At 44.2% G+C, this 15,586-nt stretch carries 15 protein-coding genes; 4 read left to right on the plus strand and 11 right to left on the minus strand.

What is annotated here, in order from left to right:
* Nucleotides 1–67 precede the first annotated feature (67 nt).
* From pstB to VIA_RS07660, 4 genes are all read right to left on the minus strand, one after another.
* Nucleotides 68–817, minus strand: coding sequence for a phosphate ABC transporter ATP-binding protein PstB (gene pstB, locus VIA_RS07645; protein WP_004412212.1), 750 nt, complete (start codon nt 815–817; stop codon nt 68–70).
* Nucleotides 818–873: 56 nt separating this feature from the next.
* Nucleotides 874–1,737: a phosphate ABC transporter permease PstA gene (gene pstA, locus VIA_RS07650; RefSeq protein WP_004416154.1), complete on the minus strand. Its 864-nt coding sequence runs from the start codon at nt 1,735–1,737 to the stop codon at nt 874–876.
* 38 nt (nt 1,738–1,775) lie between these two features.
* Complete coding sequence (gene pstC, locus VIA_RS07655; protein WP_004412214.1) at nt 1,776–2,705, minus strand: phosphate ABC transporter permease subunit PstC; 930 nt, start codon at nt 2,703–2,705, stop codon at nt 1,776–1,778.
* A 98-nt stretch (nt 2,706–2,803) separates the two neighbouring features.
* Nucleotides 2,804–3,625: a phosphate ABC transporter substrate-binding protein gene (locus VIA_RS07660; protein WP_004412215.1), complete on the minus strand. Its 822-nt coding sequence runs from the start codon at nt 3,623–3,625 to the stop codon at nt 2,804–2,806.
* A 367-nt stretch (nt 3,626–3,992) separates the two neighbouring features.
* Here VIA_RS07660 and VIA_RS07665 point away from each other — a divergent pair, with 367 nt between their 5' ends.
* Nucleotides 3,993–5,636, plus strand: a complete 1,644-nt coding sequence (locus VIA_RS07665; protein WP_004412216.1) for a methyl-accepting chemotaxis protein — start codon at nt 3,993–3,995, stop codon at nt 5,634–5,636.
* 65 nt (nt 5,637–5,701) lie between these two features.
* Here VIA_RS07665 and VIA_RS07670 read toward each other — a convergent pair whose 3' ends face one another.
* Nucleotides 5,702–7,045 carry a DEAD/DEAH box helicase gene (locus tag VIA_RS07670; protein ID WP_004416152.1) on the minus strand — a complete coding sequence of 448 codons (1,344 nt, stop codon included), beginning with the start codon at nt 7,043–7,045 and terminating at the stop codon, nt 5,702–5,704.
* Nucleotides 7,046–7,387: 342 nt separating this feature from the next.
* Here VIA_RS07670 and VIA_RS07675 point away from each other — a divergent pair, with 342 nt between their 5' ends.
* Nucleotides 7,388–7,636: an Lpp/OprI family alanine-zipper lipoprotein gene (locus tag VIA_RS07675; protein ID WP_004412218.1), complete on the plus strand. Its 249-nt coding sequence runs from the start codon at nt 7,388–7,390 to the stop codon at nt 7,634–7,636.
* Between the two features lie 115 nt (nt 7,637–7,751).
* On the opposite strand, the gene VIA_RS07680 is transcribed toward VIA_RS07675, so the two are convergent.
* Entirely contained in the window at nt 7,752–8,504 is a 753-nt protein-coding gene (locus tag VIA_RS07680; protein ID WP_004412219.1) for a KilA-N domain-containing protein, read from the minus strand.
* A 523-nt stretch (nt 8,505–9,027) separates the two neighbouring features.
* Here VIA_RS07680 and VIA_RS07685 point away from each other — a divergent pair.
* The gene (locus VIA_RS07685) at nt 9,028–9,648 is read left to right on the plus strand and encodes a hypothetical protein (protein WP_004412220.1); all 621 of its coding nucleotides are present in this window, start codon (nt 9,028–9,030) and stop codon (nt 9,646–9,648) included.
* A gap of 675 nt (nt 9,649–10,323) precedes the next feature.
* Nucleotides 10,324–10,479, plus strand: a complete 156-nt coding sequence (locus tag VIA_RS22320) for a hypothetical protein (protein ID WP_004412221.1) — start codon at nt 10,324–10,326, stop codon at nt 10,477–10,479.
* Nucleotides 10,480–10,519: 40 nt separating this feature from the next.
* On the opposite strand, the gene VIA_RS07690 is transcribed toward VIA_RS22320, so the two are convergent.
* The 5 genes from VIA_RS07690 to VIA_RS07710 are packed head-to-tail and all read right to left on the minus strand — an operon-like array spanning nt 10,520 to nt 15,570.
* Complete coding sequence (locus tag VIA_RS07690; RefSeq protein ID WP_004412222.1) at nt 10,520–12,160, minus strand: hypothetical protein; 1,641 nt, start codon at nt 12,158–12,160, stop codon at nt 10,520–10,522.
* Nucleotides 12,157–12,630: a baseplate complex protein gene (locus VIA_RS07695; RefSeq protein WP_004412223.1), complete on the minus strand. Its 474-nt coding sequence runs from the start codon at nt 12,628–12,630 to the stop codon at nt 12,157–12,159. The genes VIA_RS07690 and VIA_RS07695 overlap by 4 nt, the downstream gene beginning before the upstream one ends.
* Nucleotides 12,623–13,504: a hypothetical protein gene (locus tag VIA_RS07700; RefSeq protein WP_004412224.1), complete on the minus strand. Its 882-nt coding sequence runs from the start codon at nt 13,502–13,504 to the stop codon at nt 12,623–12,625. The genes VIA_RS07695 and VIA_RS07700 overlap by 8 nt, the downstream gene beginning before the upstream one ends.
* A 3-nt stretch (nt 13,505–13,507) precedes the next feature.
* Nucleotides 13,508–14,068, minus strand: a complete 561-nt coding sequence (locus VIA_RS07705; RefSeq protein ID WP_004416150.1) for a hypothetical protein — start codon at nt 14,066–14,068, stop codon at nt 13,508–13,510.
* 8 nt (nt 14,069–14,076) lie between these two features.
* Nucleotides 14,077–15,570: a phage tail-collar fiber domain-containing protein gene (locus VIA_RS07710; protein ID WP_004412226.1), complete on the minus strand. Its 1,494-nt coding sequence runs from the start codon at nt 15,568–15,570 to the stop codon at nt 14,077–14,079.
* Between the last annotated feature and the right edge of the window lie 16 nt (nt 15,571–15,586).

Below are 15,586 nucleotides of genomic sequence, written 5' to 3' on the forward strand. Positions count from 1 at the left end.
AAGCCCCTCTAAATTGAGGGGCAAAGTACCATCGCTTATAGTTATTATTTGTTATACCAAAACCTGATTAACCAAAGTCACCGTTTACGTAACCGCGTGTACGATCGTCTTGTGGTTCACTAAAGATAACTTGCGTATCGTTATGCTCCACCAGCTCTCCCATTAGGAAGAAAGCCGTACGGTCTGAAATACGACGCGCTTGCTGCATTGAGTGCGTCACGATCACTATGGTGTAGTTCTTTTTAAGCTCTTCCATCAACTCTTCAATCTTATGAGTCGCAATCGGATCGAGTGCCGAAGTCGGCTCATCCATCAAAATAACGTCCGGCTCCATCGCAATCGTACGTGCGATACACAAACGCTGCTGCTGACCACCAGATAGGCCAAATGCATGCGACTTTAGGCGTTCTTTCACTTCATCCCATAGCGCTGCGCTACGTAGAGATCGCTCAACTACCTGATCAATATGCTTTTTGTCTTTGATGCCTTGTGCTCGTAACCCGTAAGCGACATTTTCGTAAATGCTCATTGGGAACGGGTTAGGCTTTTGGAACACCATGCCGACTTTAATACGCAGGTCAGCCACATCAATGTTGCCGTAGATATCATCACCATCCATCTCTAAGCGGCCAGTGATCTTTACTCCTTCAATCAGATCGTTCATGCGGTTAAGACAACGAAGTAGCGTTGACTTACCACAGCCTGATGGGCCAATTAACGCCGTCACTTGACGCTCTGGTACTGGAAGGTTAATCGATTTCAGCGCTTGGTTTTCGCCGTAAAATAGATCTAGGTTTTCAATATTAAACTTGTTCATGATGTTATCTCTAAATTCGTCAATTCTGTTGTCAGTCTTTTAATGCGCAGCAAGCGTTAATACGTTGCTGTATTGAAGCGTCGTGCAATCAGTTTGGTCACTGTATTAATCAGTAGCACGACCACGATAAGTACTGTTGCTGTCCCGTAGGCTTGATTCCACTCTTCAATGGTAAACAGCTCGGTAGTCAATTTATAAAGGTGAACCGTCAGCGTACGGCCAGAATCAAGCAGAGAGTCTGGAATACGAGCAACCATACCTGCAGTCAAAAATACAGGTGCCGACTCACCAATAACGCGACCAATACTTAGAATGACCGAAGTTAAGATACCTGGCATTGCACTTGGAAGAATCAAACGCCAGATTGTGTAGATTTTTGAAGCGCCAAGGCCGTATGAGCCCTCGCGGTAAGTTTGCGGTACCGCCATCAACGCTTCTTCCGTCGTACGAATAATCACTGGAAGAATCAGAATACTCAGTGTAAGTGCGCCCGACAGAATCGAGAACCCTAGGCCAAGTATTGCAACGAAGAAGGTCATACCAAATAGACCAAAGATGATTGACGGAATACCAGCTAAAGACTCGGTACAGAAGCGAATCACTTTGACTAACTTACTGCCAACCTTGGCATATTCTGTTAAATAGATAGCCGTCATGATCCCTAGTGGTGCAGCCACTGCGATAGATGCGATCACCATATAGATAGTCGCCACAATCATAGGGAAGATACCGTGCTCGTCGCCAGTACGTGTGTAGTTATCCGTGATGAAGTTCCAATCTACGTGTTGCAAACCGTTAGATAGAATGTACCAAATAATCCAGAACAGAAAGCCAACCGTGACAGCTGCGGCTGCCCAGACAAAAGCAGTGAGAATGTTATCTTTTGTCTGACGTGCTTTTTTAAGCTTCGCTTTATCCATGGTCATAGTATTAGAGTTGTTTGCTAAAGACATCGTTATTACCTCGCCTTCTCACGGTTTAGGTATAGAAGGACCGCGTTCAGTGACATGATAAACACCAGAAGAACAACACCTGTCGCATATAGCGCATTGGCATGGACACCACTCGCGTATGACATTTCAATCGCAATGTTAGCAGTAAGAGTACGTGCCGAATCGAGAATACCTTCTGGCATAGCTGGCGCGTTACCCATCACCATAATGATCGCCATTGTTTCCCCTAGCGCTCGACCGATACCTAAGATAACACCTGTCATGATTCCGCTACGAGCTGCTGGCACTAACAACTTGAAGATGGTGAATATCTTCGATGCACCTAACGCAAGTGAGCCTTCTTTGTAAGTACGTGGCACTGCGCGAATCGATGTTTCCGAAACAGTAATAACCGTTGGCAGAATCATCACACCTAAGACAATAATACCTGCAAGGATGGTGTTACCTGCTGGCACATTAAAAATGTCTTGAATCAAGGGAACAATGATCACAAGGCCGAAGAAGCCATAAACCACAGATGGGATACCCGCTAAAAGCTCTACGGCAGGTCGAATAATATCAGCGACGCGCTTTGGCGCGATTTCAGCAATATAAATCGCCGTTAAAATACCAACAGGGACGCCAACAACGACTGCTCCTAATGTCGAAACAACTGATGCAACAATCATAGTTGCCACACCATACAGCGCCGGCGGGAGCCAGTCTTGGCCAAGCACGATGCCAGAAACACCTGCTTCTTGGAATGCTGGGATACTTTCTTTGACAATGAAATAAGCAATAACGGCTAAAGAAACAATACCGATAACTGCACTGGTTAGGAACAAGCCGTGGAAGATGCGCTCTCGCCAATCTACGCGTTTCTTGGTGCGTAGGCCTGACTTATTCAATTGAGTGGCTTCAATATTCATAAGCTTTTCACTATTTGCGATGGTCATTTGGAAATCTCACAGTTCGATTCTGTTATAGATTCGAATTGGATTGAAAACGCTCAGCCCGAATATGTGGGCTGAGCAAATAATTGAGGTAACGTAAATTAGTTAACTGAGATGTAACCTTTGTTATCAACAAGAGTCTGAGCTGTATCAGACACCATCCAGTCTAGGAATTTCTGCGTTTCAGCAGAAGGTTTACCTTCTTTGTATAGCACTAGGAATGGACGTGCTACTTTGTAAGAGCCGTTCTTCACATTGTCTACAGAAGCATCTGTGCCATCGATAGCGACAGCGTTTACTGAACTATCAACCGTGCCTAGAGAGATATAACCGATAGCATATGGGTTTGAAGCAACCATAGTCTTCAGAGCACCGTTACCATTTGCCACTTGCGCACGTTGAGAGATAGCAGAAACTTTCTTACCAGAGATCTTCTTCTTCAGCTTCATGATGTCTTCGAAAGCACCACGAGTACCAGAAGCAGTATCACGAGTGATTGCTACGATAGGCTTATCTGCGCCACCAACATCTTTCCAGTTAGTGATATCACCTTTGTAGATAGCCGTTACTTGCTCTGCTGTTAGACCGTTTAGGTCATTCTTAGGGTTAACAACAACTGCGATACCGTCTAGAGCGACTGTTAGCTCTTTTAGAGCTGGTTCTTTTTCAGAGTCCTTTAGGTTACGCGAAGACATACCTAAGTCAGCACTGCCGTTTTTCGCTGCTTTTACGCCAGCAGATGAACCAGGGCCTTGAACTTCAATGAATACGTTCGAGTTTGTCTTCATGTATGTTTCAGAGAAAACTTCCATCAGTGGAGTTACGCTGCTAGAACCCACAGCAGAGATAGTTTCTTTAGCAGAAGCTGGAGTCACTGCCATAGCGCCTAGTAGTGCGATTGCACCGATTACTGTCTTTTTCATCACAATTTCCTTAAGTGGCTTTATTGCCGTTGTGTTTCACTTGAACGGTGCTCACTTTAGAATTCCAATATGACAGTTGTGTTTCAGTTAATTGAAGCCTCTGTGACAAACACATTTTTCCATTGAGATACAAACCCTGACCATGGTGGACAGATAACACACACATTGAACAATAAACAAACACTCACACCACTATCTGCAGCACGAAAATAACCCCATGAATATAAAGGGAAAAACTGTTGCATAGCGTCCCTTCAAACTTTCGCAACCTCACTTTATTTCCTCGTTGAATTATCTATTAAAGAAATTAGAATCATTCGCCATAAAAATAATTACAAATGACTTAATTAATCATAGAGGACTTTTAATGCGCCAGTTATTAAGCGGCTTTTCCATTAAATTACAGGTTGTAGTTCCTGTACTATTTACTTTGATACTCCTTATCGTTGGTATCAGCTACAGCACAACAAGCTTGAAGAACACATTTCAGCAGGTAACGGGCTCCACCCAAGAGGTCATTAACCACAAAGACCAACTGACTAAAATTATCGATAACACCTACGGGATGCGTATTAAGGCTATCTATAGCCTATTTCGTGCCGATGATGTTGCTCAGTTGCAATCAACACTTCGCGAAAAACAAAATGAAAATAGACGCTTATTGGACTCATTAAGCCAAGTTCCAGGTCTTAAAAGCGAGATCAATCAAATGGAATTAGCCATCGAAAACTACGTTAGCTACTCTATCGATACGATGATTCCCCTGCTAAAAAGCAAACACAGCCAATCCAATGTTTCTAGCGAGTTCCAGCGTCAGTATCAACAAGCTTCTGCCTTATACCGAGATAAGGGCAAAGATATGATCGAGGGAATTGAAGCGCTATCGAGCAAACTGAATACTATTGCGATTGACGGCGTTGAGAGAAACAGTGAAATTCACTCATCAGTGATGACCAAGTCAATTATTGGTCTATCACTCGTACTATTATTTGCATTTGTAATCAGTTGGATTCTTGCGGGTATTATTGTCACCCCGATTAAAAAGCTACAGCTAGCGATGCAAAGTCTGGCTCAAGGTAACTTAAAAGTCCGGGTAGAAGAACAAGGCAACAATGAAATTACTGCCCTATCACGTGATTTCAACGCAACGACTGTGCAGCTCAAAGAAACCGTCGATTCTTTAGTCCGTATTAGTGTTGATGTTGCGTCAGCCTCGACTGAGCTAGCAGCCGTCATGACGCAGTCTAGTGCAAACTCTGATCAAGAGAAAAATGAAGTAGAGCAAGTGGCTTCTGCTATCAATCAAATGGAAAGCACTGCCTCGGAAGTGACGCAAAACGCCAACCTAGCTGATGCAGCATCAACTCATGTCGATAAACTCGCGCGTGAAAGCCTAGCGATTTTCGAGCAAAACACTCAGACCAGCGCCAAGATGGCCGATCAGTTGGCGGAAGCTGCCAACGTGGTGAACAGTTTGCAAGACCAATCTGAACAGATAGGGAAAGTGATTGAGGTAATTGAAAGTATCTCTGAACAAACAAACTTGTTAGCACTTAATGCGGCAATTGAAGCGGCGCGAGCTGGTGAAAGCGGTCGCGGTTTCGCCGTTGTTGCCGATGAAGTCCGTATGCTTGCCGCACGAACTCAAGAATCAACCAAAGAGATTCAAACCATTATCGAAGAACTACAACGTCAGTCTGGTAGTGCAAACAACAGCATGACGACTAGTTTAGAGATGTTAGAGCAAAATCAAACACAAGCGGAACAAGTAAGTACGTCACTAAACAATATTAGTCGCTCGATTTCAGAGCTAACGTCGCTAAACGCTCAAGTCGCTGTCGCGTCAGAAGAACAAGGCCAGGTCACATCTGACATTAACAAAAACCTTGGTAACATCTATGAATTGGTCAGCCAAAACGTCACGGGAATTACCCAATCAGCCGCAGCAAGCCAAGAGCTGTCTAGCCTCGCAGAGAACCAGAAACAACAGTTAGGCTTCTTCAAAGTCTAATCATATCTCTAAGCAAATAAAAAAGGGTTGCCAATTGGCAACCCTTTTTAAATGCTACGTTTAGATTACTCGTCGTCAACCTTAGGCGCGACTTTCTTTTTAGGGATGAATACTGAATCCCCCACCGCAACGTTCTGGTGGAAACTCTTGTCACGTTTAACAGGTTTCTTCGCCGATTTTTTCGCCTGAGGCTTAGCTTTGTCTGCAGCTTTGCCTTTATTACGAAAATCAGGTTTACGCGGACGCAGTCCTTTGAACTTACCAATTAAACCTTCTAGTTCAGAGAAAGAGAGATCTTGCTGCAAGTATGCTTCAACACGTTTAAAGCTGTCCCAGTCTTTAGGGCCAACCAATGACACAGCATCACCTTTGTTGCCAGCGCGACCAGTACGGCCGACACGGTGCACGTATTCTTCGGTATGCTTAGGCATATCAAAATTAACCACGTGGGTTACATTTGCAATATCAAGACCACGCGACGCGACATCGGTCGTAACAAGAATTTTGAACACTGCACGTTCAAATTGACTCATGATGGTATTACGCTGAGTTTGATTCAGGCTTCCGCTCAATGCGACCGCTTTTAGCTTCTTCTCGTTTAGCTTCTGCGTTAGACGTTCAGTATCGATGCGAGTCGCGGTAAAGATAATCAACTGCTTGTACTGAGCTTCTTCTAAAATACGCTCTAAAATCGCTTCTTTATGATCAAGGTGATCACATAAGTAGAATTTCTGCGTGATATCTTTATGTTCTTCACTTGCAGCACCAACCGCAATACGTTTAGGTGCGTCCAGCATTTCAAAAGCAATATCATTGACTTCAGCATGGTCTAGTGTCGCAGAGAACATCAGAGTCTGGCGGCGACGGTGTTTCGCAGCATTGTGAATACGGCGAAGCTCTGGAGCAAAACCTAGATCCAACATACGGTCAGCTTCGTCAAGAACTAACGTCTCTAGACCATCTAAGAATAGAGAGCGGTGTTCCAAGTGGTCAGCTAAACGTCCAGGAGTCGCGACAATAAACTTTGGGTATTTACGCAAAGCTTTAACTTGGTCATTAAAGTTTTCACCGCCAACGATCAACGTAGCATCGTAAGACAAACCACCTAGCATTGAACGCAGTTCACCATACACCTGCTTTGCTAATTCACGCGTTGGCGCAAGAACTAAAGCTCTTGGATCTTTTGCGGAGAACGCTTTATTTTTTAGAGACTTGTGAAGCATAGGAAGAACAAAGGCTAACGTTTTGCCAGAACCCGTCTTTGAAGAAGCCAACAGATCTTTGCCAGCAATCGCGACTGGAATCGCTTTTTGCTGGATTTCTGTCGCTTTCTTAAAGTCAAAATGCTTCAAGTTCTTTAATAAGCGATTGTCTAAACCTAAATCTTTAAAATACAAAGTATTCTCCATTCAATGGCTGAGTGCTGTCAGTGGCTGCTTTTCAGCTGTCTGCAACACAATAAATTCAAAAACAGGCTATGATAACTGGATTCGTAATCAGAGGATAGAGATCACAGAAAATATTCTCTACAGGTGTAAAAACCAAAAGCCAAGCTGGTTAATGCATGTGCATTCATTGCTCTCACCAATGAGACTTTGATCAACTTATTTGATAATTACCTAAAAACTTGGGTTTTTTTGACTTTTCCCTGCTTTTGGTACGACACGATTGGAGCTACACTATTCAGCGTCACTATACGATATAAAACGTATAGGGCCTTTTATTGATACTATACATGCAAGGAGTTCTTTATGAACAAAATGTTGATCGCAGCAGCTGCATCTTCTGTTCTTCTACTAGCAGGTTGTGCGTCTGGTCCAGACGAAGCTACAACAGCACAACTGGATGAGCTAAACAACCAAGTAAGCCAGCTAAGCCAAAACGTAGAAGCTCTACAAGCTGAAGTAAGCAAGTCTGGTGATGCGGCAATGGCTGCTCAAGAAGAAGCTGCACGTGCAAACGAGCGTATTGACAACATTGCTCAGTCTTACACTAAGTAAGTCAAAGTTTTGATGTTAGTCGTTAGTTATCAATAACTTAACTGACGGCAATAAGCCAAATGGCGATAAAGTGGCGACACATTTTTGTGTCGCCACTTTTGTTTCAATGCCGCTGTTAACCCCACAAACCGTGCACACTCAACGAGCGATGGTTTCTACTGACTCGCATCATTTCATCGATCAGCTTTTCAATTTCCTGTTGCTGCAACTCTAACCTTGCTTGAAAGCTCTGATAGTCGGATTCGTTCACTAGACGCAAACCTTTCAGTTTTGCCATTGCTAACAAATGACGCATATCTGGTGATGTGTTTTCCAGTTCGGTCAACATATCTCTTCGAAGCACAGTTCTTGCTGCCGCTGCAATGAATTCATTTTCCTTTGTCCAATCTTGAGAATTGAATACGTTCGAGTAATGGACACGAACCTGTTCAGTACTCACTCCCCGCAGTTGAGCAATTTCGTAGATTAGATCGCTGATTGGAACATTACGTTCTGGTTGATAATCAAGTAACTGAGGTTGTTGCGGCTGTTGGGTCACCATTTGGTCAAAAGCGCGAATGACTTGAAGGTGAAACTTGGCGCTAATCCACATTGCGTATGAGTAGACCAGTTCTTTGCATACCCATGTGCCTTGGTTTTTGCCACCTTGATATTTAGCAAAGCAGGAATTCCTGCTTTGGGTATAGTATCCGTTCCTCAGGTCTGAGGAACTGCCAATTTCTTGGATTAACTCTTTGATTTGCTGATTTTGCATGAATAAGCTTGGGCGATGCTTATTATGCCTACCACTTGCTTTATGTAAGTCATTTAAAGAATAAAGACCATCGAGTGTACGAACTTCTTTAGAAAGGATTGTTAAATTTGGCATAGAGCCTCCGTGTATTTTTCTGAAATATTGGTGTTGGGAGGTTCAGAACAGTTACACAGGTACTGCGGGCTTATTCCCCTTGCGGGTATTGTATTCGCCGCCCTCCCAACATAATTTGGTAGGCAGATCTGCGCTGTCTGAATCGTACTATTGTTAGACCGCTCTACATTCGCGGTATCTAGCCCTTTAAGGGCGTTTAGTCCGTGCAGCAATAGCTGCATTCATCTCAGCACAGATTCTTCAAATCTGTTGAGGCCTTACCCATCTCTGGGTGTCGGGCATAAAAAAGCCAACGCTGTCGGGGTTGGTTGCATTCCGCTGTGTATCAAGAGGTTCTGACGCCTCAAAAACAAATGTAACGGTTTAACCGTTGTAGATCAAGAATCAAATATCTAACTTTGATATTTATTGATGAATATTGACAACTGAAACGATTGACTTGTGAGCGAATACCGCTCAAAATTAGTTGTGTGTTTAATTAACTGTATTCCTTAGCAACCTCACACCGGAGAATGTCAAGTATATGCCACGTAACTATAACGACCAAATGAAAATCGATCACGATTTCGGTTGGTTGGACAATGAAGCACAAAATCGCGAGAAGTATCATGAGATTCTAAAGTCAGAGCCTCAGGACATTACTGCTACTGCGAAAATCATGTTTCCACCAACTTATCAGTTGGTTAGAACAGAACTTGAAAACGATGGTTTCCAAGTAGCTTTGTTATGTGGCGCGACAGAAGAGGTTGTATACTACATTAAGTGTCGCGTATGGGCAGACGTAGTGTTAGCAGCAAAACCTGTAACACAAGTTCTATTATGGCGTACGAACTTAGTGCAGCACCTTTCAGCAACGCAAGGTATTGCAGCAAATATTTTCCGTAATTACCTACTAGAAGAATACAATATCATCGCAAGTGATAGCTGCCAGACTCGAGAAGGTCGTGACTTCTGGGTTAGACAATTGGGTTATGCTCTAGCATTCCAAGAGTATGTTTACAGGTTCCATCGTATTGAGTGCTCACTAGAGAGACTTGAAGACCCTAGAGCAATTGCTGATAACTCTTGTGATTTATGGGGCGACGATGATGATTATGAAAATGTCCTAGCTATCATATCCAAGAATGAAATTACTCTAGACTAAAAAAGGCCGCAATTAAGCGGCCTTTTTTATTTCTGGAGAGACAAAACCCTACCTTTTCTTGGACTCGACTTCTTAGATCTTATAGTAAAGCCTTTCAATTATTCCTTTTTTCAATTTTGAAAAAATCACTTTGAGACTAGATTGGCTCTCAGACCTTATTTCATAAGGCTTTCGCCCGTTCACCACTGATCATCAAAATCACACACCAGATCATTAAAATCGTGAGCCAATGTAGAACTCTTAATATTTATCAGTCACTTACAGCAAACCCCACTCACTCTACCTGATCACACAGCGCGATCTTTTTTCAATTTTGATCAATTACTGAATTTTCATATAACGCGTTTTAATGCACTTTTCGCAGGTTTCGACATGAGTGTAAGCTCCTTGCTATATAAGGCTTGGGGCACTGATATTGCTACATTGTAGGGCTATGGAATTGCGCCTCTCCAAAAGTGCGAAAAAAGTGGTACAAAAACCTCGCAGGCGGGTGTAGAGGAGCGCGAATTAGGTGGGTTAAGGGGTCGATTTGAGCACTGTGTTCAACAATCGACATCCGCAATTGCACACGCTAGTAGCTCTTGATATGTTGTTTCACGCGATTGGTAGTAACTGCATTCAAGCGAGTGAATCTATGACCAGTAATAATTTGATTTAAACTACTGGAGATTACACATGAAGTATTTTTCTATTTTGTTTTTGGTTCTGGACGCTCTATTCAAACGCAAACAGCAAAACCCAGAGGACTTTAGAGACAACAAAGATAAGTTTCTCGATATGGCAAGAAAGTACGAACCTCGTACCTACGATAAATTTAAAGACAGAGAATAGTCCAACTACCAAAGTAAAGGCTGCAAAATTGCAGCCTTTTTTAGTTTTTGGTGATTGGGTCTAAGCGGCCTTTGAGAGATTCACTATCACTTCCGTGGCCAGAGATTGCTTCAGATTGGATTGGGGACTGTGAACTGCCAGAACCTGGTACTACACCACTGTGGGTATGATTGGCTAAGGTGTCGGCTAGTCCTTTGACTACTTGCATAAGTTCAGATAACAAAATCAACACATTCTCTTGTTTTGAGCCTACCCATGTTTTAGGGGCTTGGAGCCATTGATGATCGGCAGCGATGCTTCGGCGGTATTTGCCAATTGTTTCGATAAGCTCCCCTGCTGTGGCCGTGTGCATGTTGCCCAGTGAACCAAGCTCTAGGTTATCACCGGCTAAGAGCTCGATGGCACCCAATGTCTCAACAACCTTTTTGCCTATGATGCTCTCCAAGCTATGTTGGTCAACGTTGAGTGCGTGCGTACCAAAGTCCGCTTGGTAATGGGTGGCTTCATCGTGTTTTCGATAGGCCTTATGGTTTTGTTGTTGGTCGGTTTGGTTGGTGGTGTTGCCTGCCGCGTCTACCCGTTTGCTAACTTCATCACGTTGCTGTTGAAGCTGTTCACCCGGCTCTATGGTTGGTAGAGCGAACTCTCGACCATAAACAGCCCGAATGATGGGTAAATCATTGCGACCATAAGCAAAGGCGATTTCAACTATGGTTCCTTCAAGCGGATACCCCATCAATCCCGATTCATGGCCTGTCATGGTGATAGGTAGCGGGATAGATTTATACAGCGGTACACTGGTGTCGATTTGCATGTTTTCCGACAGCAAGTGAACATCAACCGCATAACGAGGACGAAATGGGTCACTGATATCACCTGATTGCGATTCATCACGCACCGCTTTGATTTGTCCGAACCTTGGCAGGTGATGACCGGCAGCAAGCTCAGGGAAGTTTTTGAGTGCCTCTTGCTTCTTTGGTGGAACTTCCGCTTTGCTCTCTTCCCAATGGATGGTCATCTCATCGGCAATCAGGTCAACTCGCTTAACCCGTTGATCATTGACGATAGCGCCAGGTCGAATCACCGGCAAAGGTGCGATGCTGATACTATTCGCAGCTTGTTTGATAGCTAACTCATTTCTGAGCGTAACGTTCTTACCAAAGTAATGGCAATGCTCAAACGCACCAATGTAGAGGGTTTGGTCTGTTTTCTGGTACCAGATAAAATCAGGGATGTTGAACGCTTTACCAATCGCTTGTAAACACTGGTAGCCCGTTCCTTGGCTGGTAAAGTTTGGAATGGTCTTGTCGGTATAGTCGACGTTCTCTGGCAGTGCGAACTGCAAGCCAATTTTGTCAGTTAACGCATTAAGTACCTGGCGCATAGTCGCGTGCTCGATGGCTACAGGCCAAGGTTTGTTGAGAATGCAGCTATACTCTTTAACCAATACCTTATGGCTACCATTCGCGGTCGGAAACACCTTTTCGATAGTCCCTTCAAACCAAAGCTTTGTGTTTTGGTCATAACCGATATCGAACTGAACATGATCAAAGCGAGTTGGCGCAATGTCGTTTTGGTAGATGAAGATAGCACTGCTTCCCAATGAGTGATGAAGACTTACACTATTTTGAGAGAGCGTAACTTCATTGCCAGCCACAAATAGGCGTTTCTCTAACTTCATTTCAGCGCCTCTTCACTTTCAATCAGGGCTTGTTGATGCTGGGAGTTTTGCTGTTTCGTCGATGGCTTTTTGCTTTTGGTACGTTGCTCGATTTTCTCTGAGGCCGAATTGTACTCACGCATCGAGAAGCTGATTTCCCATGCTCGAAGTGACGTATGTTCAGAAGACGATAATTTGCCAAAGAACTTAGCTTCACGTACGCGATATAAACGCGCATCACGATTACCAATACGAAACACTTTACGATTGCCGTTTTCGTCTTTCATCGAGAAGGTATCGTAGAGATCAGTTAGGTCCGTCTCGCGCTTAAATGGAATGGTACCGGTGACCGAAATCACCACGCCTTTATCGCCCTGCTCAGATGAGTGAGTCGATGATGATTGGCCGCTCATGTCTTTGTCTTTGTATTGCTTCGAGCAGCTCACTTTCATGTTGTCGATTGGGAGTAGCTTGCCATCTAAACTAAGCATTCAACAGCTCCTCAAAAAAGGTTAACGGTTTTTCACTAAGCAATAGGCTCATGATGGTGTATTGGTGATTGGTTGGCACATTTGTGTTTTTAAGTTGGCTTGCCATGCTATCAAGCGAGCCTGTGAACTTAGCCGACCACACACTGCCTTGCAGAGCTTTAAGCGCGTTAATTTGCGCTTTGAGTTCATCCATTTTGGCGCTGCGTTTTGCGGCTAGTACACTGAGTTTACCGATCACATTAGTGGCATCATTGGCGAGTGATTCTAGTGTGGCTATTTGCCCTGCTTGATGTTGTTCGTACTCATAAAGCGGCTGAGCGTTGGCAGTAGCCTTTGGTTTGAAGCGTGGCTGCACAATTGGCGCAGGCACGTGCATTTTGTTTTGGTCGTTAGTGGTTAATGCTTTGGCCTGTCTAGCTGTTTGCATCCAATCAGGAAAGCACAGAACTGAAGTAACATTGGCCAGTTGACTAGCAAAACTGGCTAGGTTCGAGGCGCTAATCATCACTGCGATACAGTGGGTGCTGGTATTTGGCCTATGAGTATCTATTTTATCTTGCAGTTTTGCCGCTAGCGTATCTCGTGCTTGTAGCGGTGTTAAAACGCAGCCCGACTCTAACTGCTGGCCAACATCATATTGATAAGGCGTTGCCGAGATAATTGTACCCTGCTCGATGAGTGATTCAAGATCACCGCGCAAACCGAGTAATGCTTCAGCCTCTGAACTTAAAGAGTGACGCCCGTAATTGGCGTCACTTTCAAGGTTAGTTAAACGGCTAACAGCATCATTCATTGTTATGCCAATTTGGTCAGTTACCTGTTCAGCACTGGCTTGAATGGTTTGGGCGGCGCTTGGCCAAGTGAGGTTAGTCATAGTCTAAACCTCTGGGTTTACCGGCCACGGATTGTCGGCTTTGATTTTAGCCACCAACTCATCGATGCGATCGTAGCAAACCTGCAGCTTTTGTACTGTTGCCCCGCTGCGCTCTAGCCGCCGCGCTTCATTTTCTAATGGGTCCGTTTGAGAGCGATAAAGCGATTCGCGAGTAGCATCCACTTGTGCGTATTCAGCAATGTACTTTTTGCTTAAGTCAGTAACCCAAGTACCATTGATTCTCTCATCATATTCACTTGTCGGCTCGTCCAGCGTGAAACCATCTTTGATTCTACCCAAATCAGAAACCAACTCTGATTTAGTACAATCCGATTCATCATAAATCGTTATGCCTCGATGGTCTTCGATGTATTCAGAACCAATAGCCTTGCCAGACTCGTTGAGAACAGCTATTACTGCAAAACCTTGCTTTGGTAGTAAGGGCTCAACTTCTAAAGCATTCTTGGGAGTATGGTACAATCCACCACGAAATTCGGCATGTTGAGGTTTTAGAATTTCATGCGTTTCACTATCTACTGACCAAAATATCTTAATTTTTTCCATAACTACCCTTAAATGGCAATTGCCATAGATCTCGCGACTGATCGAGGTTTATTTTCCTGACCTTGATTAAACGGCTCTGTAGTAGCATAACCTCCAGTCCAAGACGTACCATGGAGGTACGGGCCAATTCCCGCAACACCGCCAGTTGGATATCTATGAGAATGCTCTCCTACTGATGCATCACTGAATTCGTTCAAACCTTGAGCTGGGTTAATCCCTCTGCCTAGATCCAATACTCGTAAGAACTCTGCACGAATTTCGCCTGTGTTAATGGAATCATCACTTACTAGCGCCGGATAACGACGAGCCAAACGCCAGTATACGACTGCAGGCAAATCAACATTAATTTCCAGTACTGCCCATTCTGGCGCTGAGGTGTCAAGCCAATAAAACGGCATGCCTACTTGATCACCGGTATAAGGTATCCAGTAAAACGGCTTAGTAGTGTCTAACCACCCAATATGGCGATTCACTTCTAATAAAGGGGATTTGCCAGCTAATGACTCAACATTGGAATACCATTGCCAATAACTTAATTCACCCGTTGCTTGATCTTTGGTATAGCAAACCTCACCAACTGAATAGATACGCTCTGAGTCATATGGTAGAAACTGAGCAACGCTTGCTTTAGGGTATTGGGGGTGAGGATCAATCTCTGCAACATGCCCTTCTAACCCACCTTTCACCCGCCAATCAACCACTGAACCATCGGCATTAATTCCGGCCAGTTTAGCGACATAGTGCTGATTGCCATTGCCGTCTACGTAGTCAGTTAGGTCAATTTCAGAGGCGGTGATAGTAACGATGTTTTCCCACGCAGACAGCGCAGTGCCTTGGCGAACAACATCGACATACAAACCATTGGGTTTGGTGGTGATGGTTTGAAGCACTTCACCAGACAACACACCACGTAAACCGCCGACGTACACGACTCCGGGTGTAACTTTGTATTTATCTGGGTCAGCTTGTTGGATTACATCAAAGCCATCAACAAAGGAGGTGTGGCCGTAGTTATCTAGACAAGCTAAACGGTGGTCTTCTTCGATTCCTTTCAAACGTGCTTGGTAGTCAATTTGCCACGTTGCAGCATCAACGGTAATGCCTGCGATTTGCGCAGCACCATCGTATTGCTGAGCGAGTGACTTAGTGCTCGCCATGCCGTTTTCTTTGGTTTCATCGGCTTTGTGCACCACAATGCCACACGAGTTAGGCACGTTCTTGTCACGTAGGTAAATAGCGTTAAAGGTAAACTCTTCCTCACTCGCAGGAACAACCACTGAGTAAACCAGAACGTTGTCGCCCAGTTTGCCCACTTGGTCGATGTTTTGTTGATGAACCCAAAGCGACATATCCGGTAAACCTTGGCTGCGGTCAATGGGTTGACTTGGGTCTAGGTCGGGAATGTAGGCGAAAATCATTTCGTTCATGTCTGGCGCTTTACCGACACTGATTTGATTTTGCATGTACTTCTCAAACTCTAGAGGAATTGCCGTTTGGCTCATGTTGCCTCTCCTATTC

This window comes from Vibrio orientalis CIP 102891 = ATCC 33934 (genome assembly GCF_000176235.1).
GTDB classification, from domain to species: domain Bacteria; phylum Pseudomonadota; class Gammaproteobacteria; order Enterobacterales; family Vibrionaceae; genus Vibrio; species Vibrio orientalis.